The sequence below is a fragment of the Isoptericola sp. NPDC056605 genome (genome assembly GCF_042792795.1).
Classification (GTDB): Bacteria; Actinomycetota; Actinomycetes; order Actinomycetales; family Cellulomonadaceae; genus Isoptericola.
The window spans coordinates 142,905-164,645 of record NZ_JBHTVT010000008.1 but is presented as its reverse complement, the minus strand read 5'-3'; the positions used below and the strand labels follow the sequence as shown (position 1 = coordinate 164,645).

Annotated in this window: 19 protein-coding genes, 2 tRNA genes and 1 pseudogene; 14 read left to right on the top strand and 8 right to left on the bottom strand. The window is 73.0% G+C overall.

Translation table 11 applies throughout. From position 1 onward, the window contains the following. Window positions 1-110 precede the first annotated feature (110 nt). From epsC to ACFQ8Y_RS10770, 3 genes are all read right to left on the bottom strand, one after another. Window positions 111-722: a serine O-acetyltransferase EpsC gene (gene epsC, locus ACFQ8Y_RS10780; protein WP_430549944.1), complete on the bottom strand. Its 612-nt coding sequence runs from the start codon at window positions 720-722 to the stop codon at window positions 111-113. Window positions 723-801: 79 nt separating this feature from the next. Then, window positions 802-1,737: a cysteine synthase A gene (gene cysK / locus ACFQ8Y_RS10775; protein ID WP_430549816.1), complete on the bottom strand. Its 936-nt coding sequence runs from the start codon at window positions 1,735-1,737 to the stop codon at window positions 802-804. A 535-nt stretch (window positions 1,738-2,272) separates the two neighbouring features. Further along, window positions 2,273-2,343, bottom strand: a tRNA-Gly gene (locus ACFQ8Y_RS10770). 148 nt (window positions 2,344-2,491) lie between these two features. Here ACFQ8Y_RS10770 and ACFQ8Y_RS10765 point away from each other — a divergent pair. The 7 genes from ACFQ8Y_RS10765 (at window position 2,492) to clpX (ending at window position 8,450) form a co-directional block, all read left to right on the top strand. After that, window positions 2,492-2,565: transfer RNA gene (locus ACFQ8Y_RS10765), tRNA-Pro, on the top strand. Window positions 2,566-2,694: 129 nt separating this feature from the next. Continuing rightward, on the top strand, window positions 2,695-3,210 hold the full coding sequence (locus ACFQ8Y_RS10760; protein WP_430565194.1) for a DUF4190 domain-containing protein: 516 nt from the start codon (window positions 2,695-2,697) through the stop codon (window positions 3,208-3,210). 221 nt (window positions 3,211-3,431) lie between these two features. Then, window positions 3,432-4,802: a trigger factor gene (gene tig, locus ACFQ8Y_RS10755; RefSeq protein ID WP_430585448.1), complete on the top strand. Its 1,371-nt coding sequence runs from the start codon at window positions 3,432-3,434 to the stop codon at window positions 4,800-4,802. 99 nt (window positions 4,803-4,901) lie between these two features. Then, entirely contained in the window at window positions 4,902-5,492 is a 591-nt protein-coding gene (locus ACFQ8Y_RS10750) for a TetR/AcrR family transcriptional regulator (protein ID WP_430585435.1), read from the top strand. Between the two features lie 136 nt (window positions 5,493-5,628). Then, window positions 5,629-6,249, top strand: coding sequence for an ATP-dependent Clp protease proteolytic subunit (locus tag ACFQ8Y_RS10745; RefSeq protein WP_430549946.1), 621 nt, complete (start codon window positions 5,629-5,631; stop codon window positions 6,247-6,249). Between the two features lie 82 nt (window positions 6,250-6,331). Further along, the gene (locus ACFQ8Y_RS10740; RefSeq protein WP_430549947.1) at window positions 6,332-7,018 is read left to right on the top strand and encodes an ATP-dependent Clp protease proteolytic subunit; all 687 of its coding nucleotides are present in this window, start codon (window positions 6,332-6,334) and stop codon (window positions 7,016-7,018) included. 157 nt (window positions 7,019-7,175) lie between these two features. Further along, entirely contained in the window at window positions 7,176-8,450 is a 1,275-nt protein-coding gene (clpX, locus tag ACFQ8Y_RS10735; RefSeq protein WP_430549819.1) for an ATP-dependent Clp protease ATP-binding subunit ClpX, read from the top strand. 37 nt (window positions 8,451-8,487) lie between these two features. Here clpX and ACFQ8Y_RS10730 read toward each other — a convergent pair whose 3' ends face one another. Beyond that, window positions 8,488-10,281: an AMP-dependent synthetase/ligase gene (locus ACFQ8Y_RS10730; RefSeq protein WP_430585434.1), complete on the bottom strand. Its 1,794-nt coding sequence runs from the start codon at window positions 10,279-10,281 to the stop codon at window positions 8,488-8,490. 153 nt (window positions 10,282-10,434) lie between these two features. Between ACFQ8Y_RS10730 and ACFQ8Y_RS10725 the strand changes: the two genes are divergently transcribed. Together ACFQ8Y_RS10725 and ACFQ8Y_RS10720 are read left to right on the top strand one after the other, a co-directional pair. After that, the gene (locus ACFQ8Y_RS10725) at window positions 10,435-10,824 is read left to right on the top strand and encodes a chorismate mutase (protein WP_430549821.1); all 390 of its coding nucleotides are present in this window, start codon (window positions 10,435-10,437) and stop codon (window positions 10,822-10,824) included. A gap of 119 nt (window positions 10,825-10,943) precedes the next feature. Further along, window positions 10,944-12,191 carry a hypothetical protein gene (locus tag ACFQ8Y_RS10720; RefSeq protein WP_430563279.1) on the top strand — a complete coding sequence of 416 codons (1,248 nt, stop codon included), beginning with the start codon at window positions 10,944-10,946 and terminating at the stop codon, window positions 12,189-12,191. Window positions 12,192-12,340: 149 nt separating this feature from the next. On the opposite strand, the gene valS is transcribed toward ACFQ8Y_RS10720, so the two are convergent. Continuing rightward, the gene (valS, locus tag ACFQ8Y_RS10715) at window positions 12,341-15,127 is read right to left on the bottom strand and encodes a valine--tRNA ligase (RefSeq protein ID WP_430585433.1); all 2,787 of its coding nucleotides are present in this window, start codon (window positions 15,125-15,127) and stop codon (window positions 12,341-12,343) included. A gap of 103 nt (window positions 15,128-15,230) precedes the next feature. On the opposite strand from valS, the gene ACFQ8Y_RS10710 reads away from it, so the two are divergent. From ACFQ8Y_RS10710 to ACFQ8Y_RS10695, 4 genes are all read left to right on the top strand, one after another. After that, window positions 15,231-16,196, top strand: coding sequence for a GNAT family N-acetyltransferase (locus tag ACFQ8Y_RS10710; protein WP_430585432.1), 966 nt, complete (start codon window positions 15,231-15,233; stop codon window positions 16,194-16,196). 76 nt (window positions 16,197-16,272) lie between these two features. Next, on the top strand, window positions 16,273-17,283 hold the full coding sequence (locus ACFQ8Y_RS10705; RefSeq protein ID WP_430549825.1) for a TIGR03557 family F420-dependent LLM class oxidoreductase: 1,011 nt from the start codon (window positions 16,273-16,275) through the stop codon (window positions 17,281-17,283). Continuing rightward, a complete protein-coding gene (gene cofE / locus ACFQ8Y_RS10700) occupies window positions 17,280-18,092 on the top strand; it encodes a coenzyme F420-0:L-glutamate ligase (protein WP_430585431.1) in 813 nt (270 codons plus the stop codon). The genes ACFQ8Y_RS10705 and cofE overlap by 4 nt, the downstream gene beginning before the upstream one ends. An 89-nt stretch (window positions 18,093-18,181) precedes the next feature. Continuing rightward, window positions 18,182-18,586 (top strand): hypothetical protein, encoded by a 405-nt coding sequence (locus tag ACFQ8Y_RS10695; protein ID WP_430549827.1) that lies wholly within the window; start codon window positions 18,182-18,184, stop codon window positions 18,584-18,586. Between the two features lie 27 nt (window positions 18,587-18,613). Here the strand turns inward: ACFQ8Y_RS10695 and ACFQ8Y_RS10690 are convergent, their stop codons facing one another. Then, entirely contained in the window at window positions 18,614-18,979 is a 366-nt protein-coding gene (locus ACFQ8Y_RS10690) for a VOC family protein (protein ID WP_430585430.1), read from the bottom strand. Window positions 18,980-19,195: 216 nt separating this feature from the next. Here ACFQ8Y_RS10690 and ACFQ8Y_RS10685 point away from each other — a divergent pair, with 216 nt between their 5' ends. After that, entirely contained in the window at window positions 19,196-20,074 is an 879-nt protein-coding gene (locus tag ACFQ8Y_RS10685; RefSeq protein ID WP_430563284.1) for an SGNH/GDSL hydrolase family protein, read from the top strand. Between the two features lie 28 nt (window positions 20,075-20,102). Here the strand turns inward: ACFQ8Y_RS10685 and ACFQ8Y_RS10680 are convergent, their stop codons facing one another. After that, a complete protein-coding gene (locus ACFQ8Y_RS10680; RefSeq protein ID WP_430563333.1) occupies window positions 20,103-20,618 on the bottom strand; it encodes a YbaK/EbsC family protein in 516 nt (171 codons plus the stop codon). Window positions 20,619-20,714: 96 nt separating this feature from the next. Beyond that, window positions 20,715-21,716: pseudogene (locus tag ACFQ8Y_RS10675) on the bottom strand (AI-2E family transporter); the annotation flags it as partial. Window positions 21,717-21,741 lie beyond the last annotated feature (25 nt).

Below are 21,741 nucleotides of genomic sequence, written 5' to 3'. Positions count from 1 at the left end.
CAGACTACTTGTTCTACGACTACTAGAACAAACGTATCCGCGACGGGACGACGACGGCCCGTGCGCCCGCCGCGGGAGCGGTGGGCGCACGGGCCGCGGCTGCGGGCCGCTCAGATGACGTACTCGAGCAGCTCCGAGGCGTCCTCGACGTGCTGGCCGTGGTCGGGCCGGTGACCGGGCGTGCGCGCGTGCGCGGGCACCCCGACGGCCACCATGCCGTTCGGCACGTCGCGGGTCACGACCGCGTTCGCGCCGATCTGCGCGTCGTCGCCGATCCACAGCGGGCCGAGGATCTTGGCGCCGGCGCCCACCATGACCCGGTCGCCCAGGGTGGGGTGCCGTTTGCCCCGGGTCATCGAGCGGCCGCCCAGGGTGGAGCCGTGGAACAGCACGCAGTCGTTGCCGACGACCGCCGTCTGCCCGATCACCACGCCCATGCCGTGGTCGATGAAGAGCCGCCGCCCGATGCGCGCGCCAGGGTGGATCTCGATCCCGGTCACCCACCGGGCGGCCTGCGACAGCAGGCGCGCCGGCAGGCGCAGGCCGGGCCGGTGCCACATGCGGTGGGACACCCGGTGCGCCCACACGGCGTGCACTCCCGGGTAGCCCAGCGCGACCTCGAACCGGGAGCGCGCCGCCGGGTCGTGCGCGTGCGCCGCCTCGAGGTCCTCGGCGAGGATCTCGACCAGGTGGCGCAGGCCCGGGCGGTGCCCGGCCGGCATCGGGTGGTCGACGTCGCCGTCGAGGTCCTCGTGGGCGGCCCCGGCGGCGGCGGTCGGAGCGGTGCGGCGGCTCGTCACGTCAGTCCAGCAGGTCCGAGTACAGGATGGTGGACAGGTACCGCTCGCCGAAGTCGGGGATGACGACCACGATCAGCTTCCCGGCGTTCTCGGGCCGCTTCGCGACCTCGAGCGCCCCGGCGATCGCGGCGCCCGAGGAGATGCCGACCAGGAGGCCCTCCTCCTTCGCGGCGCGGCGGGCGAGCTCGACCGACGTCTCGGCGTCGACGTCGAGCACCTCGTCGTAGACGGAGGTGTCGAGGATCTCCGGGACGAAGTTGGCGCCCAGGCCCTGGATCTTGTGCGGGCCGGGGGTCCCGCCGTTGAGGATGGGCGACTCGGCGGGCTCGACCGCGACGATCCGGATCTCGGGCTTGCGCTCCTTGAGGACCTGGCCGACGCCCGTGATGGTGCCGCCGGTACCGATGCCGGAGACGACCACGTCGACCTCGCCGTCGGTGTCGGCCCAGATCTCCTCGGCCGTGGTCTCGCGGTGCACCTTCGGGTTGGCCTCGTTGGCGAACTGGCGGGCGAGGATCGCGCCCGGCCGCTCGGCGGCGATCTTCTCCGCCGCGGCGACGGCGCCCTTCATGCCCTCCGCGCCCGGCGTGAGCACGAGCTCCGCGCCGTACGCGCGCAGCAGGGCGCGACGCTCCTTCGACATCGTCTCCGGCATCGCGAGCACGACCTTGTAGCCGCGTGCGGCGCCGACCCAGGCGAGCGCGATGCCGGTGTTGCCTGAGGTGCCCTCGACGATGGTGCCGCCCGGCTGCAGGTCGCCGGAGGCCTCCGCGGCGTCGATGATCGAGACGCCGATGCGGTCCTTCACGGAGTTGGCGGGGTTGTAGAACTCGAGCTTCGCGACGACCGTCGCGTCGAGGCCGGCGGCGAGACGGTTCAGCCGGACGAGCGGGGTGCGGCCGATGAGCTTCGTCGCGTCGTCGTAGATGCGTGCCATGGGGTGTTCCTTCTCGAGGAGTGCGTGCGGGCGAGGTGGTGCGGGTGCGCCGTCGCGTGCGGTGCGGGCCCCCGAGCAGGTGCTCGGAGGGCGCGGCGCAGGGGCGTCGGCGAGGTCGGTGCGAGCGCCGCACGGTCGTCGGGGACCCGCCGTCGGGCGGGTCGGACGTGACGTGGACGCTCTATCGACAGCATCGCGGCGTCGTCGCCGCGGCGCACGCCGGGGTGCGGAGCGCCGACGCCGGCACCGTCCTCCGGTGGGACGAGAGGGCGGTCGAGGGGGCGACGCGGCGGACGTTCGTCATGCCGGCCCTCCTCGTGATGCTTCGTGTTGCTTCGGGGTGCTTCGGGGTGCTGCTGCCGTGTGGTCGCGCCTGTCGCAGGCTGCGGCGCCGAGCCTAACCAGGACGCGACCGATCGACAAGGAGCATCTCATCCATCGGCGTCGTCGATCGGTCGGGAGACACCTGTCCCCTGGGTCGCGGACGGGCCGCGGACGGGCCGCAAAGGGGAAGGAGGGGGAGAGGAGGCAGGGGAGCGGGCGACGGGAATCGAACCCGCGTAGCCAGTTTGGAAGACTGGGGCTCTACCATTGAGCTACGCCCGCACGGCCACCCCGCGACATCGTCGCCGGGTGGGAACGCGGGCCAACCCTAGCAAAGCCGCGGGGGCGCACGGACCCGTCGACGCACGTCGGGGGCTCGCCGCCGGACGGCGGCACTACACTGACCGAGGCCCCGCCCGACGGCGGGCCGCGGGGTGTGGCGCAGCTTGGTAGCGCATCTGCTTTGGGAGCAGAGGGTCGCTGGTTCGAATCCAGTCACCCCGACAGCGGCACAGGGCGGACGTCGTGGTTCGTCGCGGCTCGCCCGTGGATCGGCCCGCGCTCGGCGTGCCGATCTGGAAGGATCGGCCCCCGATCGCCGACGGACGGCGACCGACGTGCGAGGAGAACCTGATGACCACCCCGGACCCCTACACGCCAGGCACGCCCGAGCCGGGTGCGACGCCCCCCGGCGGCACCGAGCCGCAGCAGCCCGCCCCGGGTCAGCCGGCGCCGGGCCAGGCCTACCCCGCCCAGCCGGCCGGCGGGCAGGCGTACCCCGCCGCTCCGCAGGCGCCCGGCCAGGCGTACCCCGCCGCGCCGCCGGCGGGGCAGTACGCGCCGGCCTACGGCCAGCCGCCGCAGAACCCGGGCAAGACGCTGGGCATCGTCGGCCTGGTGCTCGGCTTCTTCGGGCCCCTGTCGATCGTCGGCCTGATCCTGTCGATCGTCGGCCTCGTGAAGTCGCGCAAGGTGGGCCAGCCGAACGGCGTCGCCATCGCCGGCATCATCGTGAGCGCCCTCGTGCTCCTCGGGACGATCATCCTGGCCGTGGTGCTGGGCGTGGCGGCGAGCCACCTGATCGAGGTCTGCGGCGACCTCGGGCCGGGCGTGCACGACGTCAACGGCATCACCTACACCTGCTCCTGATCGTCCGCGCCCGATCCTCTGCCAGGACGTACCCGGCGAGGGTCGCCCGGGACGCGCGTCGTCGTGACGCGGGCGTCCCCGGGCGGCCCTCGCCGTGGCGTAGGATGGACGGGTTGCCCGTACGCCCGTCGTACGGTCCCCGCACCCCGCGCCGCAGCAACCAGGCCGGCTCGCGCCGGTGAGACGCGCGCGCAGCACCCGAACCGTTGGAGACCATCGAAGTGAAGAGCGCCGTCGAGACCCTGGAGCCCACCAAGGTCAAGCTGACCGTCGAGGTGGAGTACGACGAGCTCAAGCCGAGCATCGACCACGCGTACAAGCACATCGCCGAGCAGGTGAACATCCCCGGGTTCCGCAAGGGCAAGGTTCCCCCGCGCATCATCGACCAGCGCGTCGGCTGGGGTGCGGTCGTCGAGCACGCCGTGAACGACGCTCTGTCGAACTTCTACCGCGACGCCGTCACGGCCGAGTCGCTGCGCCCCCTGGGCCAGCCCGAGGTCGAGGTGACCGAGGTCCCCGCCAAGGCCGGCGAGGGCCAGCTCGCGTTCACCGCCGAGGTCGAGGTCCGGCCCGAGATCACCCTCCCGGAGCTGTCCGGCATCGACATCACGGTGGACTCCACCGAGGTGACCGACGAGGACGTCACCGAGCGCCTCGACGCGCTGCGCGAGCGCTTCGGCACCCTCGTGGGCGTCGACCGTCCCGCCGTCGAGGGCGACTACGTCGTCATCGACCTCAAGGCCGTCATCGGCGACGAGGAGATCGACTCGGTCTCCGGCGTCTCCTACCAGATCGGCGCCGGCAACATGCTGGACGGCCTGGACGAGGCCCTCACCGGCCTGTCGACGGACGAGACCACGACCTTCGCCACGAAGCTCGCCGGCGGCGAGCACGAGGGCGAGGAGGCGCAGGTCACCGTCACGGCCACGGCCGTCAAGGAGCGCGACCTGCCGACGCCGGACGACGACTTCGCCCAGCTCGCCTCGGAGTTCGACACGCTCGAGGAGCTGACGGCGGACCTGCGCGAGCAGGTCGCGTCGATCAAGACGTCCAACCAGGCCGTCGCCGCCCGCGACCTGCTGCTGGAGAAGCTGCTCGAGGCCGTCGAGGTCCCGGTGCCGTCCGGTGCCGTCGAGGCCGAGGTGCACCGCCACCTGGAGTCGGAGAACCGTCTCGAGGACGACGAGCACCGCGCCGAGGTCACCGAGGACGCCACCAAGGCCCTCAAGAACCAGATCCTGCTGGACACGCTGGCCGAGAAGCTCGAGGTCCAGGTCGGCCAGGGCGAGCTCGTCGAGTACCTGGTCCAGGCGTCGCAGCAGTACGGCATGGACCCGAACCAGTTCATCTCGACCCTGGACCAGGGCGGCCAGATCCCCGCCATGGTCGGTGAGGTCGCGCGCTCCAAGGCCCTCGCGGTCGCGCTGCGCGACATCGAGGTCAAGGACTCCGACGGCAACGTCGTCGACCTGGCCGAGTTCATCGGCACCGAGGAGGAGGACGCCGCGGCCGCCGAGGTCGAGGGGTCCGCCGACGACACCACGTCCGAGGAGCCGACGGAGGAGACCTCCGAGGAGACGGCCAAGGCCTGACCCCGGCCGCCCGGACACCCACGCCGGCCCGCACCGTCCCCCCGGACGGTGCGGGCCGGCGTCGTCCGTGGGGGTGGACCGGTCCGTATCGTGGGTCGGGTGACCGAGCAGACCCCGCGGCAGGCGTCCCTCACCCCGGCGGCGCGCCGGATCCTCGAGGCCGCGTCGCGCCTGTTCTACGCCCGCGGGCTGCACGCCGTCGGCGTCGACACCGTCGCGGCGGAGGCGGGCGTCACGAAGAAGACGCTCTACGACCGCTTCGGCTCGAAGGAGGGGCTCGTGGTGGCGTACCTGCGCGACCGCGACTCCCGGTGGCAGGCACACCTGGTCCGGGCCCTCGCGGCGCACCCCGAGCCGGGCGTCGGCCGGGTGCTCGCGGTCTTCGGCGCCGCCGAGGGGTGGTCGGCGGCCGAGGGCGGCCGCGGCTGCGCCGCGATCAACGCGCGCGCCGAGGTGGACGACGCCGACCGGCCCGTCGCCGTCGAGGTCGCCCGGCAGAAGTCGTGGGTCCGGGAGCTCCTCGAGACCGAGTGCCGCGCAGCCGGGCTCGAACGTCCCGGCGAGCTGGCGGACGCGCTGCTGCTGCTCCACGACGGGGCGCTGGCGGGGGCGGGGACGGGCGTGCCGAAGGACCCGTTCCCGACCGCTCGGCGCGCCGCCCGGGCGCTGTGCGAGGTGCACGGGGCGTGAGCCGAGACCGCCGCCGGCGTCGTCGTGTGCGCCCGCAGCGAAAAGCCCCTCCACCGGGACGTTTCGCGTGGCTGCCGCACGTTAGGGTCGATCGACGGCGATGACGAAGGAGACGGACGTGAACGACTTGCTGCGGATGGACGGTGCGACGCCGGTGGCGCGCGCCGACGGCCAGGGCCTCGGGCTCAACGACTCCATCTACAACCGGCTCCTCAAGGAGCGCATCATCTGGCTGGGCTCGGAGGTGCGCGACGAGAACGCGAACGCCATCTGCGCGCAGATGCTGCTGCTCGCCGCTGAGGACCCGGACAAGGACATCTGGCTGTACATCAACAGCCCCGGCGGATCCATCACGGCCGGCATGGCGATCTACGACACGATGCAGTACATCAAGCCGGACGTCGCGACCATCGCGATGGGCATGGCCGCGTCGATGGGGCAGTTCCTGCTCTCGTCGGGCACCAAGGGCAAGCGCTACATCACCCCGCACGCCCGCGTGCTCATGCACCAGCCCTCCGGCGGCGTGGGCGGCACCGCGACGGACGTGCGGATCGGCGCCCAGCTGATCATGCACATGAAGAAGGTGCTCTCCGAGCTGACGGCCGAGCAGACCGGGCAGTCGCTGGAGACGATCCTCAAGGACAACGACCGCGACAAGTGGTTCACCGCGGACGAGGCCCTCGAGTACGGCTTCGTCGACCACGTGGTCACCAGCGCCGCCTCGGTCTCGGGCGGTGGCGGCGCGTCGGGCTCCTGACGCCGACCACCCGCCCCCGGAACCCACCGACTTCCCACCCGAGGAGAACACCGTGAGCTACTCAGACGAGTACCAGTTCGCTATGCGGGCCCAGAACCTGGCGGGCGCCGCGGCGCGCCCCGGCGGCGTCGCGCTCCCGCACGGCGCTCCGACGTCGCGCTACGTGCTGCCCCAGTTCGAGGAGCGCACCGCGTACGGCTTCAAGCGCCAGGACCCGTACACCAAGCTGTTCGAGGACCGCATCATCTTCATGGGCGTCCAGGTCGACGACGCGTCGGCGGACGACATCATGGCGCAGCTGCTGGTCCTGGAGAGCCAGGACCCCGACCGCGACATCATGATCTACATCAACTCGCCCGGGGGGTCGTTCACGGCCATGACGGCGCTGTACGACACGATGCAGTTCATCAAGCCGCAGATCCAGACGGTGTGCCTCGGCCAGGCGGCCTCCGCCGCGGCCGTGCTGCTCGCCGCCGGCCAGCCGGGCAAGCGCCTCGCGCTGCCGAACGCCCGTGTGCTGATCCACCAGCCCGCGATGGAGGGCGGCGGCTACGCCCAGGCGTCCGACATCGAGATCCACGCCAACGAGCTCATCCGCATGCGCGAGTGGCTGGAGTCGACGCTGGCGGCGCACACGGGCAAGTCCGAGGAGCAGGTGCGCGAGGACATCGAGCGCGACAAGATCCTCACGGCCGCGCAGGCCAAGGACTACGGCCTGGTGGACCAGGTGCTCGAGAGCCGCAAGCCCGCCGCTCTCGCGCCGCGCTGACCTGCACGTTCACGGGGCCCGCGACCTCCCGAGGGAGACATCGCGGGCCCCGCGACACGACGCACCGGGCTGCTCGGCTGACAACGACGCCCCCGTGGTGTGGAATGGACGCAGGACCAAGCACTCAGGACGTGCACTCACGAGATGGAGGCTCCCGGTGGCTCGGATCGGTGACGGCGCAGACCTGCTGAAGTGCTCGTTCTGCGGGAAGTCGCAGAAGCAGGTCAAGAAGCTGATCGCCGGCCCCGGCGTGTACATCTGCGACGAGTGCATCGACCTGTGCAACGAGATCATCGAGGAGGAGCTCGGCGAGGCGGCGGAGCTGGGGCTCACCGAGCTGCCGAAGCCGCGCGAGATCTTCGACTTCCTCGAGCAGTACGTGATCGGGCAGGAGCCGGCCAAGCGGGCCCTCGCGGTGGCGGTCTACAACCACTACAAGCGGGTCCAGGCGGGCGAGGCCCAGCGCGACGGCGACGACGCGGTCGAGATCGCGAAGTCCAACATCCTGCTCATCGGGCCCACCGGCACCGGCAAGACCTACCTGGCGCAGACGCTGGCGAAGATGCTCAACGTGCCGTTCGCCATCGCGGACGCCACGGCCCTCACGGAGGCCGGGTACGTGGGCGAGGACGTCGAGAACATCCTCCTCAAGCTCATCCAGGCCGCGGACTACGACGTCAAGAAGGCCGAGACGGGCATCATCTACATCGACGAGGTCGACAAGGTGGCCCGCAAGGCGGAGAACCCGTCGATCACGCGCGACGTCTCCGGCGAGGGCGTGCAGCAGGCGCTCCTGAAGATCATCGAGGGCACGACGGCGTCGGTGCCCCCGCAGGGCGGGCGCAAGCACCCGCACCAGGAGTTCATCCAGATCGACACCACGAACGTGCTGTTCATCGTGGCGGGCGCGTTCGCCGGCCTCGACGACATCGTGGCGTCCCGCGCGCGCAAGCGCGGCATCGGCTTCAGCGCCCCCATGGAGACCGCGGCCGACGACGACCTGTTCGCCGAGGTGCGACCCGAGGACCTGCAGAAATACGGGCTCATCCCCGAGTTCATCGGGCGGCTGCCCGTCATCGCGTCCGTGTCCCCGCTGGACCGCGACGCGCTGGTGCGGATCCTCACCGAGCCGCGCAACGCGCTCGTCAAGCAGTTCCAGCGCATGTTCGAGATCGACGGCGTGGAGCTCGAGTTCGAGCAGGACGCCGTCCACGCGATCGCCGAGCAGGCGCTGCTGCGGGGCACCGGGGCGCGCGGGCTGCGCGCCATCATGGAGGAGGTCCTCCAGCAGGTGATGTTCGACGTGCCCAGCCGGGACGACGTCGAGCGGGTGGTCGTGAGCCGCGAGGTCGTGCTGGAGAACGTCAACCCGACGCTCGTGCCGCGCACCTCGCCCGTCCGCCGTCGTGCGCCCCGCGAGAAGAGCGCCTGAGCACTGCCGGGTGCTGAGCACTACCGGGCACTGAGCACTACCGGGCGTAGAGCGCGTCGACCTCGTCCGCGAAGTCGCGCAGCACCAGGTCGCGCTTCACCTTCAGCGAGGGCGTCAGGTACTCGTTCGCCTCGGTGAAGTCGCCCTCGAGCACCCGGAACTTGCGGATCGACTCCGCCCGGGAGACGGCCGTGTTCGCCTCCTCGACCGCCGCGTCGAGCGCCGCCAGCACCCGGGGGTCGGTCCGCGCGGCGCCCACCGACATCGGCGCGATGCCCTGCGTGGCCAGCCAGCCGGGCAGCATCTCGGCGTCCAGCGTGACGAGCGCGCCGATGAACGGACGCTTGTCGCCCACGACCACGACCTGCGACACGAGGGGGTGGGCGCGCACCCGGTCCTCCAGCGGCGCCGGGGCCACGTTCTTGCCGCCCGCGGTGACGATGATCTCCTTGGTGCGCCCTGTGATGCGCAGGTGACCCTGGTCCAGGGCGCCCAGGTCCCCGGTGCGGAACCAGCCGTCCGTCATCGCGTCGGCGGTCAGGTCGGGGCGTCCGCGGTAGCCCCGGAACAGGTGCGGGCCCGCCACGAAGACCGCGCCGTCGTCGTCGATCCGCACCGAGGTGCCGGGGAACGGCGGGCCGACCGTGCCGATGCGCAGGTCGGAAGGCAGGTTCACCGCGGTCGGGGCTGTCGTCTCGGTGAGCCCGTAGCCCTCGAGCACGGTGAGCCCGGCCCCGCGGAAGAAGTGTCCGAGGCGGTCTCCGAGCGGCGCGCCGCCCGAGATCGCGTACCGCAGGTTCCCGCCCATCGCGGTGCGCAGCCGGGACAGCACCAGCCGGTCGGCCAGCGCGTGGCGGGCCCGCAGCGTCACCGGGACGCGTCCGGTGTCGAGCGCACGCGAGTACTGGCCCGACACGCGCGCGGCCCAGCCGAAGACCTGCCGCTGGGTGCGCGACGCGGCCCGCTGCTCGGCCGAGTTGTAGACCTTCTCGAACACGCGGGGGACGGCGAGCAGGAACGTGGGGCGGAACGTCCTGAGGTCGTCGGTGAGCGTCTTCACGTCGGGCAGGTGGCCGAGCACCGAGCCGCTGGCGATCACCGCGACCTGGATGAGGCGGGCGAAGACGTGCGCCAGGGGAAGGAAGAGCACCGTGCGCGCGCCGTCCGAGTCGAGAAGCTCGGGCAGGGCGAGGCGGGCGTTCATCGCGAGGTGCGCGAAGTTGCCGTGCGTGAGCTCGGCGCCCTTGGGGCGTCCCGTGGAGCCGGAGGTGTAGACGATCGTGGCGAGGTCGTCGCGGCGCACGGCGTCGCGGCGGGCCGTGACGTCCCGCGCGGGGACCGACGCACCGGCCTCGCGCAGCTCGTCGACGGCACCGGTCGCGATGACGAGCACCTCCTCGAGGTCGGGCAGCTCGTCGTCCACCTGGCGCACGGCGTCCGCGTGCGCGGGCGTCTCCACCACGACCAGGCGGGCTCCGGAGTCCTCGAGGATCCAGCGCACCTGGTCGGGGGAAGACGTCTCGTAGACGGGCACGACCACGGCGCCGGTGGCCCAGGCGGCGAAGTCGAGGAGCGTCCACTCGTAGCGGGTGCGCGACATGATCGCGACGCGGTCGCCGGGCTCGATGCCGTGCGCGACGAGCCCGCGTGCCACGGTCATGACGTCGGCCTGGAACTCGCCGGCGGACACCGGCACCCAGGAGCCGTCCGACGCGGTGCGACGCTCGATGAGGGTGCGGTCGCCCGTCCGGGCGACCCGGTCGGCCAGCAGCGTGCTGATGCTCGTGCCCTCGGGCACGTCCACGAGGCTCGGCGTCGTCGCGACCGTCATCTGCTCTCTCTCCGGGTGGGCGGCGTGGGCGGGCGGTGTGCGTCCCTGGCGTCGTGCCGCGTGGTGGTGGCCGGCGGTTCCCGACCAGTCTCCGGTCGGCGTTCGGGCCGACGTGGGACCTTACACGCTCGGCGCGCCTCGTAGGATCGAGTCATGCCCGACACCCCTCACGACGTCCCCCAGGACCCCGCCCCGCGCCCCGCGTCGGACGGGATGCCCCAGGAGATCCTGGACCTGCGCGCCAGCATCGACAACATCGACGCCGCACTCGTGCACCTGCTGGCCGAGCGCTTCAAGATGACGCGCCGCGTCGGCGAGCTCAAGGCGGTGGGCGGGCTGCCGCCCGCCGACCCGTCTCGCGACCGACAGCAGGTCGACCGCCTCAAGGACCTCGCGGCGGGCGCCGGCCTGGACCCGGAGTTCACGGAGCAGTTCCGCAACTTCATCGTCTCCGAGGTGATCCGGCACCACGAGCGCATCGCCGAGGAGCACGCCGCCGGGCGCCTCAAGGGCGAGCTGCCGCCCCTGGACACCTACGCTTGAAGAGGTGAGATCTGACCTCGCGCGCGAGGTCGGGACCGCCGGGCCGAGGGGTGGCGTCCGCCGCGTTTCCGTCGCACGCTGGAGGACACAGCCGACGACGACATCAGGGGGATCCACGGATGAAGATCGACTGGCTCAAGCCCCTCGTCGGCCGCCCCGGACCGTTCGCGACCGTCTACCTGGACGCGACGCCCTCGGCCGAGGCGGGCGACAGGGACGTCGCGAACCGGTGGCGGGCGGTGCGACGTTCCCTCGAGCGACAGTCCGCACCCACCCGGGTGCTGGACGACCTCGAGGCCGCGGTGCTGCGGCCCACGCGCGTGGCCGGCGCGCACGGCCGGGTGCTCATCGCCGGGGACGGCGGCGTCGCGGTGGACCGCGTGCTGCGCAACCCGCCCGCCGTGGCCACGGGGGTCTGGCTGCCCGTCCCGGCGCTGCTGCAGGCCGCCCTGGCGGCCGACGAGACCGTCGACGCGCTGTGCGTCGCCGTCGACCGCAGCGGCGCGGACTTTTGGCCCTGCGACGCGGTCGGCCGGCCCGGCGGGGCGCGCGAGACGTTCGAGGGCCCGAACGACGAGGTCAGCAAGACCTCCAGCACCGGCACCAAGCGCGCCATCATCGAGTCGCGCGCCGAGGACTCCTGGAAGCGCAACGCCGCGGCGGTGGCGGCGGAGATCGACCGCCGCGTGGCCGAGGGCCGCCCGGAGGTCGTGCTGCTCACCGGCGACGTCCGGGCGGTGAACCTCGTGCGTGCCGAGCTCGGGCAGGACACCGCGCGGCGGACCGTCGAGGTCTCGGGCGGCGGGCGGGGCCCGGGCGTCCGCGCGGACACGTTCGAGGCCAACGTCGAGGACGCCCTCGACTCCTACCGGGAGCGCCGGCGCGAGGTGGTCCTCGCCGAGTACCGCCAGGACCAGGGCCGGGAGGAGGGCGCGGTCTCGTCGGTCGACGACGTGGTCGCGGTGCTCTCCCGCGGGCAGGTGAAGGCGCTCGTGCTGTCGGAGCAGCTCGCCCTCGACGCCGCGGCGGTGCTCACGGCCCCGGGCAACGGCGTCGGGGGACCGGACCTCACGGGGCTGCTCGGCGGCCGCACGCTGTGGATCGGGCCGGACCCGATGCACGTCGCGACCTCGCGCGCCGACCTGGAGGACCTCGGCGTCACCGACGGTCTGGAGGAGATGCCCGCGCCGTCCGCCCTGCTGCGCGCGGCGATCGCGCAGGACGCCGCCCTGACGTTCGCGCCCGAGGGGTCCGTGGACCTGATGGACGGCGTCGGCGCGACCCTGCGGTGGCACGACGACGGGACGCCGAAGGAGGTCGCCGCCACGATGAGCGGCGACGGCGACCGGTTCACCACGCCGAGGTAGTCCGGAAGTTGCCGAGGTAGTTCGACAAGTGCCGAGGTAGTCCGTGCGGGCCGCAGAACTGCGGCCGTCCACGAACTACCTCGGCACTTGTCGAACTACCTCGGCAAGTCGGGGACTACCTCGGCGGGTTCGGAACTACCTCGCGCGGGTCAGGCCTTGGGCTTGCGGGCCGGGGGCTCGCCCAGCTCGGACGCCGTGACGACGATGCCGCCCTGCACGTCCGGGTTGCCCTGGCCCTCGGCCGCCTCGACGACGTCGAGGGTGCCGGTGGCGCGGCCGGCGCCGCGGACGTCGTCCAGCGCCGACCGGACGCCGTCGAGCATCGCGGCCGGCACGGCCATGGACGCCGTGAGGATCGGCGTGCGCATGGAGACCTTGGCCTCCGACTTGATCTTGCGGAGCGCCGCGAGGGCGTGCCCGGCGGCGGTGAGCTGCACCGGGTCGGCGTCGCCGGCCACCGCGCGCAGCGGCGCGGCCACCGGCCAGGCGGCGTGGTGCACCGAGCCGGTGCGCCACCACGACCAGACCTCCTCGGTCGCGAACGGCAGGAACGGTGCCAGGAGGCGCAGCAGCGCGTCCACCGCGAGGGCGAGGGCCGTGCGTGCCGACACGGTCTCGGCCGTCACCTCGGTGGCCGCGGCGCCGGCGCCGTACGCGCGGTCCTTGACCAGCTCGAGGTAGTCGTCGCAGAAGGTCCAGAAGAACGTCTCCGTGACCTCCAGCGCGCGGGTGTGGTCGTACGCCTCGAACGCGGCGGTGGCCTGCTCGACGACGTCCGCCAGGCCGGCGAGCATCGCGCGGTCCAGGGGGACCGTGACGCGGGCCGGGTCCAGCACGATCTCGCCGGCGCCGGTCTCCGGGTCCACGCCGAACGTCAGGGCGAACTTCGAGGCGTTGAGCACCTTGATCGCGAGGCGGCGGCCGATCTTCATCTGGCCGACCTCGAACGCGGCGTCCGTGCCCAGGCGGGCGGCGGCGGCCCAGTACCGCACCGCGTCCGCGCCGTGCTCCTCGAGCAGGCCCATCGGCGTGACGACGTTGCCCTTGGACTTGGACATCTTCTTGCGGTCCGGGTCGAGGATCCAGCCGCTGATGGCGGCGTGCTTCCAGGGCAGGACGCCGCACTCGAGGTGCGAGCGGACCACCGAGGAGAACAGCCAGGTGCGGATGATGTCCTGGCCCTGCGGGCGCAGGTCCATCGGGTAGACGCGCTCGAAGAGGTCCGCGTCACGCTCCCAGCCGGACACGATCAGCGGGGACAGGGACGACGTCGCCCAGGTGTCCATCACGTCGGCGTCGCCGACGAAGCCGCCCGGCGCGCCGCGCTGCGACTCCTCGTAGCCGGCCGGGGCCTGCGACGTCGGGTCGACGGGCAGCTCCGCCTCGGTCGGCACGATCGGGTGGTCGTGGTCGACGTCGCCCGCCCCGGTCACCGGGTACCACAGCGGCACGGCCACGCCGAAGAAGCGCTGGCGCGAGATGAGCCAGTCGCCGTTGAGGCCGTTCACCCAGTTCTCGTAGCGCACGCGCATGAAGTCCGGGTGGAAGTCGAGCTCCTTGCCGCGCGCGAGCAGCTCCGCCTTGAGGTCACGGGCCGCCCAGTCGCGCCCGCCGTTGCGGATGTACCACTGGCGGGAGGTGACGATCTCGAGGGGCTTGTCGCCCTTCTCGTAGAAGTTCGTCATGCGCTGGGTGGCCGACGGCTCGCCGTCGAGGTCGCCCGACTCGCGGAGGGCGTCGACGACGGCCTTGCGGGCGCTGAACGTCGTCTTGCCGGCGAGCTCCTCGGCGTACAGGGCCTCGCCCGGGCCGCCCGCGACCCACTCGGGCGTCTCGCGGGAGAGGCGGCCGTCGCGCTGGATGACCGAGCGCGTGGCGAGCTGCAGCTCGCGCCACCACTGCACGTCGGTGAGGTCGCCGAAGGTGCAGCACATGGCGATGCCGGCACCCTTGTCCATCGCGGCGGCCGGGTGCGCGAGCACCGGCACCTCGACTCCGAACAGGGGGGAGGTGACGGTGGTGCCGAACAGGCCCTGGTACCGCTCGTCGTCCGGGTGGGCGATGAGCGCCACCACGGCGGGGATGAGCTCCGGGCGCGTGGTCTCGATGTACAGCGGGCTGCCGTCGGGCCGGTGGAACGCGACGCGGTGGTAGAAGCCGGGGTACTCGCGCGCCTCGAGCTCGGCCTGCGCGACGGCGGTCTGGAACGTCACGTCCCACAGACCCGGCGCCTCCGCCTGGTACGCCTCGCCGCGGGCGAGGTTGCGCAGGAAGGCGCGCTGCGACGCGGCGCGGGAGGTGGCGTCGATGGTCTGGTAGTTCTGCGCCCAGTCGACGGACAGGCCGAGGCGGCGCCACAGCTCCTCGAACTGGCGCTCGTCGTCGGCGGTGAGCCGCTCGCACAGCTCGATGAAGTTGCGGCGGCTGACCGGCACCTGGTCGCCCGGCTTGACGTTCTTGCCGTCGGTGCCCTGGTGCGGCGGCTCGAAGCCCTCGACGTAGGGCAGGGACGGGTCGCAGCGCACGCCGTAGTAGTTCTGCACGCGGCGCTCGGTGGGCAGGCCGTTGTCGTCCCAACCCATCGGGTAGAAGACCTTCTTGCCGCGCATCCGCTGGAAGCGGGCGACGGTGTCCGTGTGCGTGTAGCTGAACACGTGGCCCACGTGCAGCGAGCCCGAGACCGTGGGCGGCGGGGTGTCGATCGAGTACACCTGCTCGCGGGTGGCCGTGCGGTCGAACGCGTAGGTGCCCTCGGCCGACCAGCGCTCGTCGAAGCGCTGCTCCAGGCCCTCCAGGCTGACCTTGTCCGGTACCTCCCGGACCTCCGCGCGGACGACGTCGCCGGCTACCTGAGCAACAGGGTTGCCGGCGTTCGGGGTCGCTGCGGGGGTCTGCGCGGGCGCGGTCGGCGCCTCGGGGGTCGGGAAGTCGCTCATGGTCGGTCATTCTCCCAGATGCACGGGGCCCGCCGGGCAGGGGCGTCTCGATCGGCGGACGGCGCCGGAGCGTGGCCCATAACCTCTGACTAGAGTCAGAGGTATGCAGAGTTCGACGGGTGGGACGACGGGTGGGACGGGGGCGGAGACGGCCGCGCAGGTCGAGCGGCAAGTCGACGTCGTACGGCGGTTCAACCGCGGCTACACGCAGCGCGTGGGCGCGCTCGAGGACTCGTTCCTCGGGACCGGGATGCCGCTGGGCACCGCGCGCCTCCTGTTCGAGATCGGCACGGAGCCGGGCACCACGCGGGACCTGCGTGCCAGGCTCGGCCTGGACTCGGGGTACCTCAGCCGCCTGCTGCGCCGGCTGGAGTCCGACGGGCTCGTCGCCGTCGTGCCCGACGACGACGACCGGCGACGCCGCCGCGTCGACCTCACGCCCGCGGGCCGGCGCGCGTGGGACGACCTGGAGCGGCGGTCCGTGGACCGGGCGCGCGACCTGGTCGCGCCGCTCACCGCCCGCCAGCGGGCTCGGCTCGCCGCGGCCCTCGCGGAGGCCGACCTCCTCGTGCGGGCCGCGACCGTGACGCTCGAGCGCGCGGACCCGGCGTCGGACCTCGCCAGGCGCGCGGTCGCGGCGTACGTGGCGGAGCTCGACGAGCGTTTCCCCGGCGGGTTCGACCCCGGTCCCCTGCCCGCGTCGGGCGAACCCGACCCCGAGGACGCGCGTCTCGCGCCGCCGTCGGGTGCGTTCGTCGTCGCGACGAGCGACGGCGAGCCCGTCGCCTGCGGGGGCGTGCGCACCCTGTCGAGCGAGGTGTCCGGCGGCGTGGGGGAGATCAAGCGGATGTGGGTGCACCCGGGATGGCGGGGCGCGGGGCTCGGCTCCCGGCTGCTGCGCCACCTCGAGGGCGTGAGCCGCGACCTCGGCCACCGCGAGGTGCGCCTCGACACGAACGGGACGCTGACGGAGGCCGTCGCGATGTACGAGCGGGCCGGCTACCGGCGCATCGCCCGGTACAACGACAACCCGTACGCCGAGCACTTCTTCGCCAAGCGGCTGGGCTGACCGACCCCGCTGACCGACCCTGCTGACCGACCCGGTACCACGTACCTGGTCGTCGGCCGGGGATAGGGTCGGAGGCATGGCTGCGAACCCCGACCTGACCATCGGCTATGCCGCGATGCTCGAGCAGTTCCACCCCACCGACGTGGTCGAGTTCTCGGCCTACGCGGAGGAGCACGGCTTCTCCGGCGTCATGGCCGCCGACCACTTCCAGCCGTGGGTGCCGCAGCAGGGCGAGGCGGCGTTCGTGTGGAACGTCCTGACGGCGCTCGGAGAGCGCACCCGCGGCGACCTCGGCCCCGGCGTCACGGCGCCGACGTTCCGCTGGCACCCGGCGATGGTCGCGCAGGCGTCGGCCACGCTCGCCGCGATGTACCCCGGCCGGCACTGGCTCGGCCTGGGGTCCGGCGAGGCGCTCAACGAGCACGTCGTGGCCGGGTACTGGCCGGAGGCCCCCGAGCGGATCAACCGCATGTTCGAGGCCATCGACATCATCAAGAAGCTCTTCGCGTCCGGCATCGACGGCAAGGACGTCAAGCACTCCGGGCAGTACTACAAGATGGAGTCCACGCGGCTGTGGACCATGCCCGAGGTGCCGCCCGAGATCCTCGTCGCCACGGCCGGCCCGATCACCGCCAAGCGCGCCGGCAAGCACGCCGACGGCCTCATCACCGTCGGGGCGCCGCTGGAGAAGATCGAGATGCTGTTCGGCAAGTTCGACGACGGCGTCCGCGAGTCGGGTCGTGACCCGCAGGGGATGCCCAAGGTGCTCCAGGTGCACATGTCGTGGGCGGAGACCGACGAGGAGGCGCTCGCGAACGCGATGACCGAGTGGCCCAACGGCGGCATGAAGTTCCCCAAGGCCGACATCCGCTCCCCGCACGACTTCGCGCAGATGGCGAAGCTGGTCCGCCCCGAGGACTTCGAGGGGCGCATGGTCATCAGCGCCGACCCGGACGAGCACCGCGCCGCCATCCAGAAGTACGTCGACCTCGGCTTCGACCGGATCTACCTGCACAACGTGGGACGCAACCAGAAGGAGTGGATCGAGGTCTTCGGCCGCGAGGTGCTCCCGAAGCTGGTGCGGTGAGCGCTCGGCTCACCGCCTGGGCGCCCGGCGGGTTCCCGGAGGTCCGGCCCGGGGACGACCTCGCGGGCCTGGTCGGCGACGCGCTGGCCGCCGACGGCGCGGCGTCCGGGGACCCGCTCGCCGAGGGCGACGTCGTCGTCGTCACGTCCAAGGTCGTCTCGAAGGCCGAGGGGCGCGTGGTGCGCGCCGCCGACCGCGAGCAGGCGATCACCGACGAGACCGTGCGCGTGGTCGCGACCCGCGCGCGGCCCGACGGCCAGCCGCCGCTGCGCATCGTCGAGAACCGGCTGGGGCTGGTGATGGCCGCCGCCGGGGTGGACGCGTCGAACACGCCCGAGGGCACCGTGCTGCTGCTGCCCGAGGACCCGGACGCCTCGGCGCGCGCGTTGCGAGCCGCCCTGCGCGCGCGGTTCGGCCTGGACCGCCTCGGCGTCGTCGTCACCGACACGGCCGGGCGGACCTGGCGGGACGGCCTCACCGACATCGCGATCGGCGCGGCCGGCGTGGACGTCGTCGACGACCTGCGCGGGGGGGTCGACGCGCACGGCCGCCCGCTGTCGGCCACGGTGACCGCCGTCGCGGACGAGGTCGCAGCCGCCTCGGAGCTGGTGCGCGGCAAGGCGGACGGCCGACCCGTCGCGGTGGTGCGCGGCCTCGCGCGGCACGTCCGCGCGGGGGAGGGGCCGGAGGCCGACGGCCCCGGTGCCCGCACGCTGGTGCGCCCCAGCGCCGACGACCTGTTCCGTGAGGGCAGCGCGGAGGCCTACGCCCGCGGGCTCGCCGACGGCCGCGCCGACCTCGCGAGGTAGCACCGATCTCCGCGAGGTAGCACCGGAACCCGCGAGGTAGTACGGGAATCCGCTCGCGGAGGCCGCGCGCCGTCGCCTACGGTGCCGACATGCCTGCGCCGGAGAACCCCCTGCCCGCGGACTGGATCGAGCACCGCCGCCCCGACGACCGCGAGGCGCTGGGCTGGCTGCGCCCCGAGGGCGACGGCTGGGTCGCCGTGTCGCTGCTCGGTCGGGACGTGAGCGGGCCGCTCGACTGGACGGATGCCGAGGAGGCGCTCGAGTCGACCGGGCTGTCGTGGATGGCCGACGTCTGGACGCTCGAGCGCGACGACGACGAGCCGCTGCGCGTGAAGCTCGTCGAGGTCACGCCCGACCGCGTCGTCGTGCAGACCGACGACCTCGGCGCGATCGACGTCGCCGTCGAGCGGTTCGCGCTGCCGTGGCCGGCCCCGTCGGCGCTGCGCCCGCGGCGGGAGGGCGACCCCGACGGCGGCGCCCTGTTCGCCCGCTGAGGCGCCGAGAAGCCGGCCCCGGTCGGCTCAGCCGGCGTCCGTCGTGCCCTCGTAGAGGCCGATCCGGTTGCCGTCCGGATCCTCGAGCACGGCCCACCAGCTGGTGGGGCTGATCTCGGACTTCTCCATGAGCACCGTGCCGCCCAGGTCGCGCACCCGGGCGAGGGTCTCGTCGATGGAGTCGACCTCGACGTAGCTGCGGGGCTGGTCGAACCCGTCGCCGCGCGGCGCCAGCCCGCCCCCGCTGATCTGGTTGGGTGCCCGCCACATCGGGTAGTCCTCGAACCCGGGCGGTGCCTCGATCTGCCAGCCGAACAGGCCGGAGTAGAAGCCCCTGGCGCGTTCCTTGTCCGTCACCGGGATGTCGATGTGCGTGATGTCGCCGTGAGCCATCGTCGTGCTCCTCGGTCGGGTGGTCGTGGGTGGTCGGGTGCGGTCCCGCTCGGGGAGCGGGGCGCTCTCACCACGCTAGCCGCGGCCCGGCGACCGGCAGGGCGGGTGCCGGGGGCAAGGATCGTCGGCGCGTCGTCTGGTAGACGCCGTCGCACGTCGTGATACTCGGTCTCGGCGTTCACCGTCGAGCGCCTGCGGACACACAAGGGAGTTGTCATGCACCTCGCACGTCGCACTCGCCGTACCGCCCTCGCCGCGGCCTCCGCCGCCGCGCTCGCCGCCGCCGGCGTCGTCGCCGTCGCGGCACCCGCCGGAGCGGCACCTGATCCGGTGCGGTACGTCGCCCTCGGCGACTCGTACTCGGCCGGGTCGGGCATCCTTCCGCCCGATCCCGACGCCCCGCTCGCCTGCCTGCGCACGACGCTGAACTACCCGCACTTCGTCGCCGACCGTCTCGGCGCGGACCTGGTGGACGTCACCTGCGGGGCGGCCCAGACCAAGGACCTCGGCAAGGCCCAGTATCCGGGCGTCGCGCCGCAGCTCGACGCCGTGACCGAGGACGCCGACCTGGTCACGCTCACCATCGGCGGCAACGACAACAGCACGTTCATCGGCGCGCTGCTGGCCTGCGGCTCGGCCGGCGCCGTCACGGCAGGGCGCGGCAACCCGTGCGAGCGCACCTACGGCGACCGCTTCACCGACCAGGTCGAGGAGTCCACGTACCCGGCCGTCCGGCAGGCGCTCGAGGACATCAAGGCCCGGGCGCCGCACGCCGACGTCGCGATCCTCGGCTACCCGTGGATCGTGCCCGCGGAGAAGGGGTGCTTCTCCAAGCTCCCCGTCGCGGCGGGCGACGTGCCCTACCTGCGCGACCTGCAGGCCACGCTCAACGGCGTCATCGAGCGGGCCGCCGACGAGGCGGGGGCGACGTTCGTCGACCTCGCGGAGCGCAGCGAGGGCCGCGACGCCTGCGCCCCGGCCGGCGAGCGCTGGGTGGAACCGTTGCTGTTCGGCACGAACGTGGTGCCCGTGCACCCGAACGCGCGCGGCGAGAGCGCGATGGCGGACGCCGCCCTGGACGCGCTGGGCTACTGAGCGGACCCGTGCCCGAGGACAGCCGGATTCACTCCGCGGGCGGCACGACCGGCGTCGGCGTGCCGCCCGTGATCCGCACCAGCTCGTCGTAGGACGTCGGGAACACGGTCCGCGCGTGCCCCGCCGCGGCCCACACGACGTCGTGGCCCCGGAGGTCGACGTCGACGAGCGTGCGCACGGGGGCGGGATGGCCCACGGGCGCGACGCCGCCGATCACCTGGCCGGTGGCGTCGCGCACGGTCTCCTTGCTTGCCCGCGCGAGCCGGCCGCCGAGGCGGGAGCCCAGGAACTCGGTGTCGACGCGGTGGGCGCCGCTCGTCAGGACGAGCACCGGCTCGTCGTCGAGCGTGAAGACCAGCGAGTTCGCGATGGCGCCGACGGGGACACCGAGGGCCTCGGCGGCCCGTGCGGCGGTGGTGGCGTGGTCGTCGAGCCAACGGATGTCGCCGTCCGCGCCGGCGCCGTCCAGCGCGTGCCGGACCCGGTCCACGGCGGGGTGCGAGGGGGCGGGTTCGGCGGGGGCATCGGCGACGGCGCCGGGCATCGGGGTGGCGGGGCGCTCGTCCTGGGGCGTGACGTCGTCGCCCGAGAGCCACCGGAGCCACACGGTGCGCGGGTCGCCCTCGAGGACGAGCGCCCGCACCAGCAGGGTGAGCGGGATCGCGAGGATGGCGCCGAGCGGGCCGATGACGAAGGTCCAGAAGACCACGGACATGAAGCTCAGCGTGAGGCTGAGGCTGACGGCGTCGGAGACGAACTTGGGCTGCACGAGCACCTGGAGCACCACGTTCACGACGCAGTAGACGGCCGCGACGGCCAGGGCCAGGGGCCAGCCGCCGACGACGAACGCCATGACGAGCGGTGGGACCAGGCCGAGCACGAACCCGATGTTCGGGATGAAGTTGGTGACGAACGCGAGGATCGCCCACACGACCGGGGCGGGGACGCCCAGCAGCGCGAGCGCGAAGCCGTCGACGATCGCGACGATCGCACCGAAGGTCGCGTTGACCACGAAGTAGCGGCGCACCCCGGTGCTGAACCGCGTCGCGCGACCGATCTGCTCCGCGTGCGTGGCGCCGAAGACGCGGGACGCGGTCGCGTACCGGGCGGCGTCGGCCGCCATGAAGATCGAGTAGGCGAGCACGAAGAAGAAGGCCGTCGCGATCGACAGGACCATGCCGCTCACGCTGCCTGCGAGGGACAGCAGCCGGGAGGGCTCCAGGAACGACGTCGCGGCGTCGGTGACCTGCGTGTCCAGGCCGAGCTCGGCGAGCTGCGCGGCGATCTGGGACACCGACTGCTCGAGGTCGCGGAAGTACTCGGTGACCAGGTCGGCGAACTGGAAGCCGGCGAAGACGAGCATCGCGAGCAGGGCCGCGAGGATGAGGTACGCGACGACGATCACGGCCGTGGTCGCCGCCCAGCGCGGCCACCCCCGGGCCTCGAGCGGGCGGCGCACGGGGTGGCAGATGATGACGATCACCGCGGCGAGGAACACCGGCGCCAGGACGTCCGAGGCCCAGTGCACCCCCGCGAGGACGAGGACGGCCGCACCGAGCGACAGGAGCGTGCGGGTGGCGGGGTTGAGACCGCCGGGGTCGGTGGTCGGGCTGCCGGGAGCGGTCGTCGCGGTCGAGGTCACCCCGCGACCCTAGCGACCGCGCCCG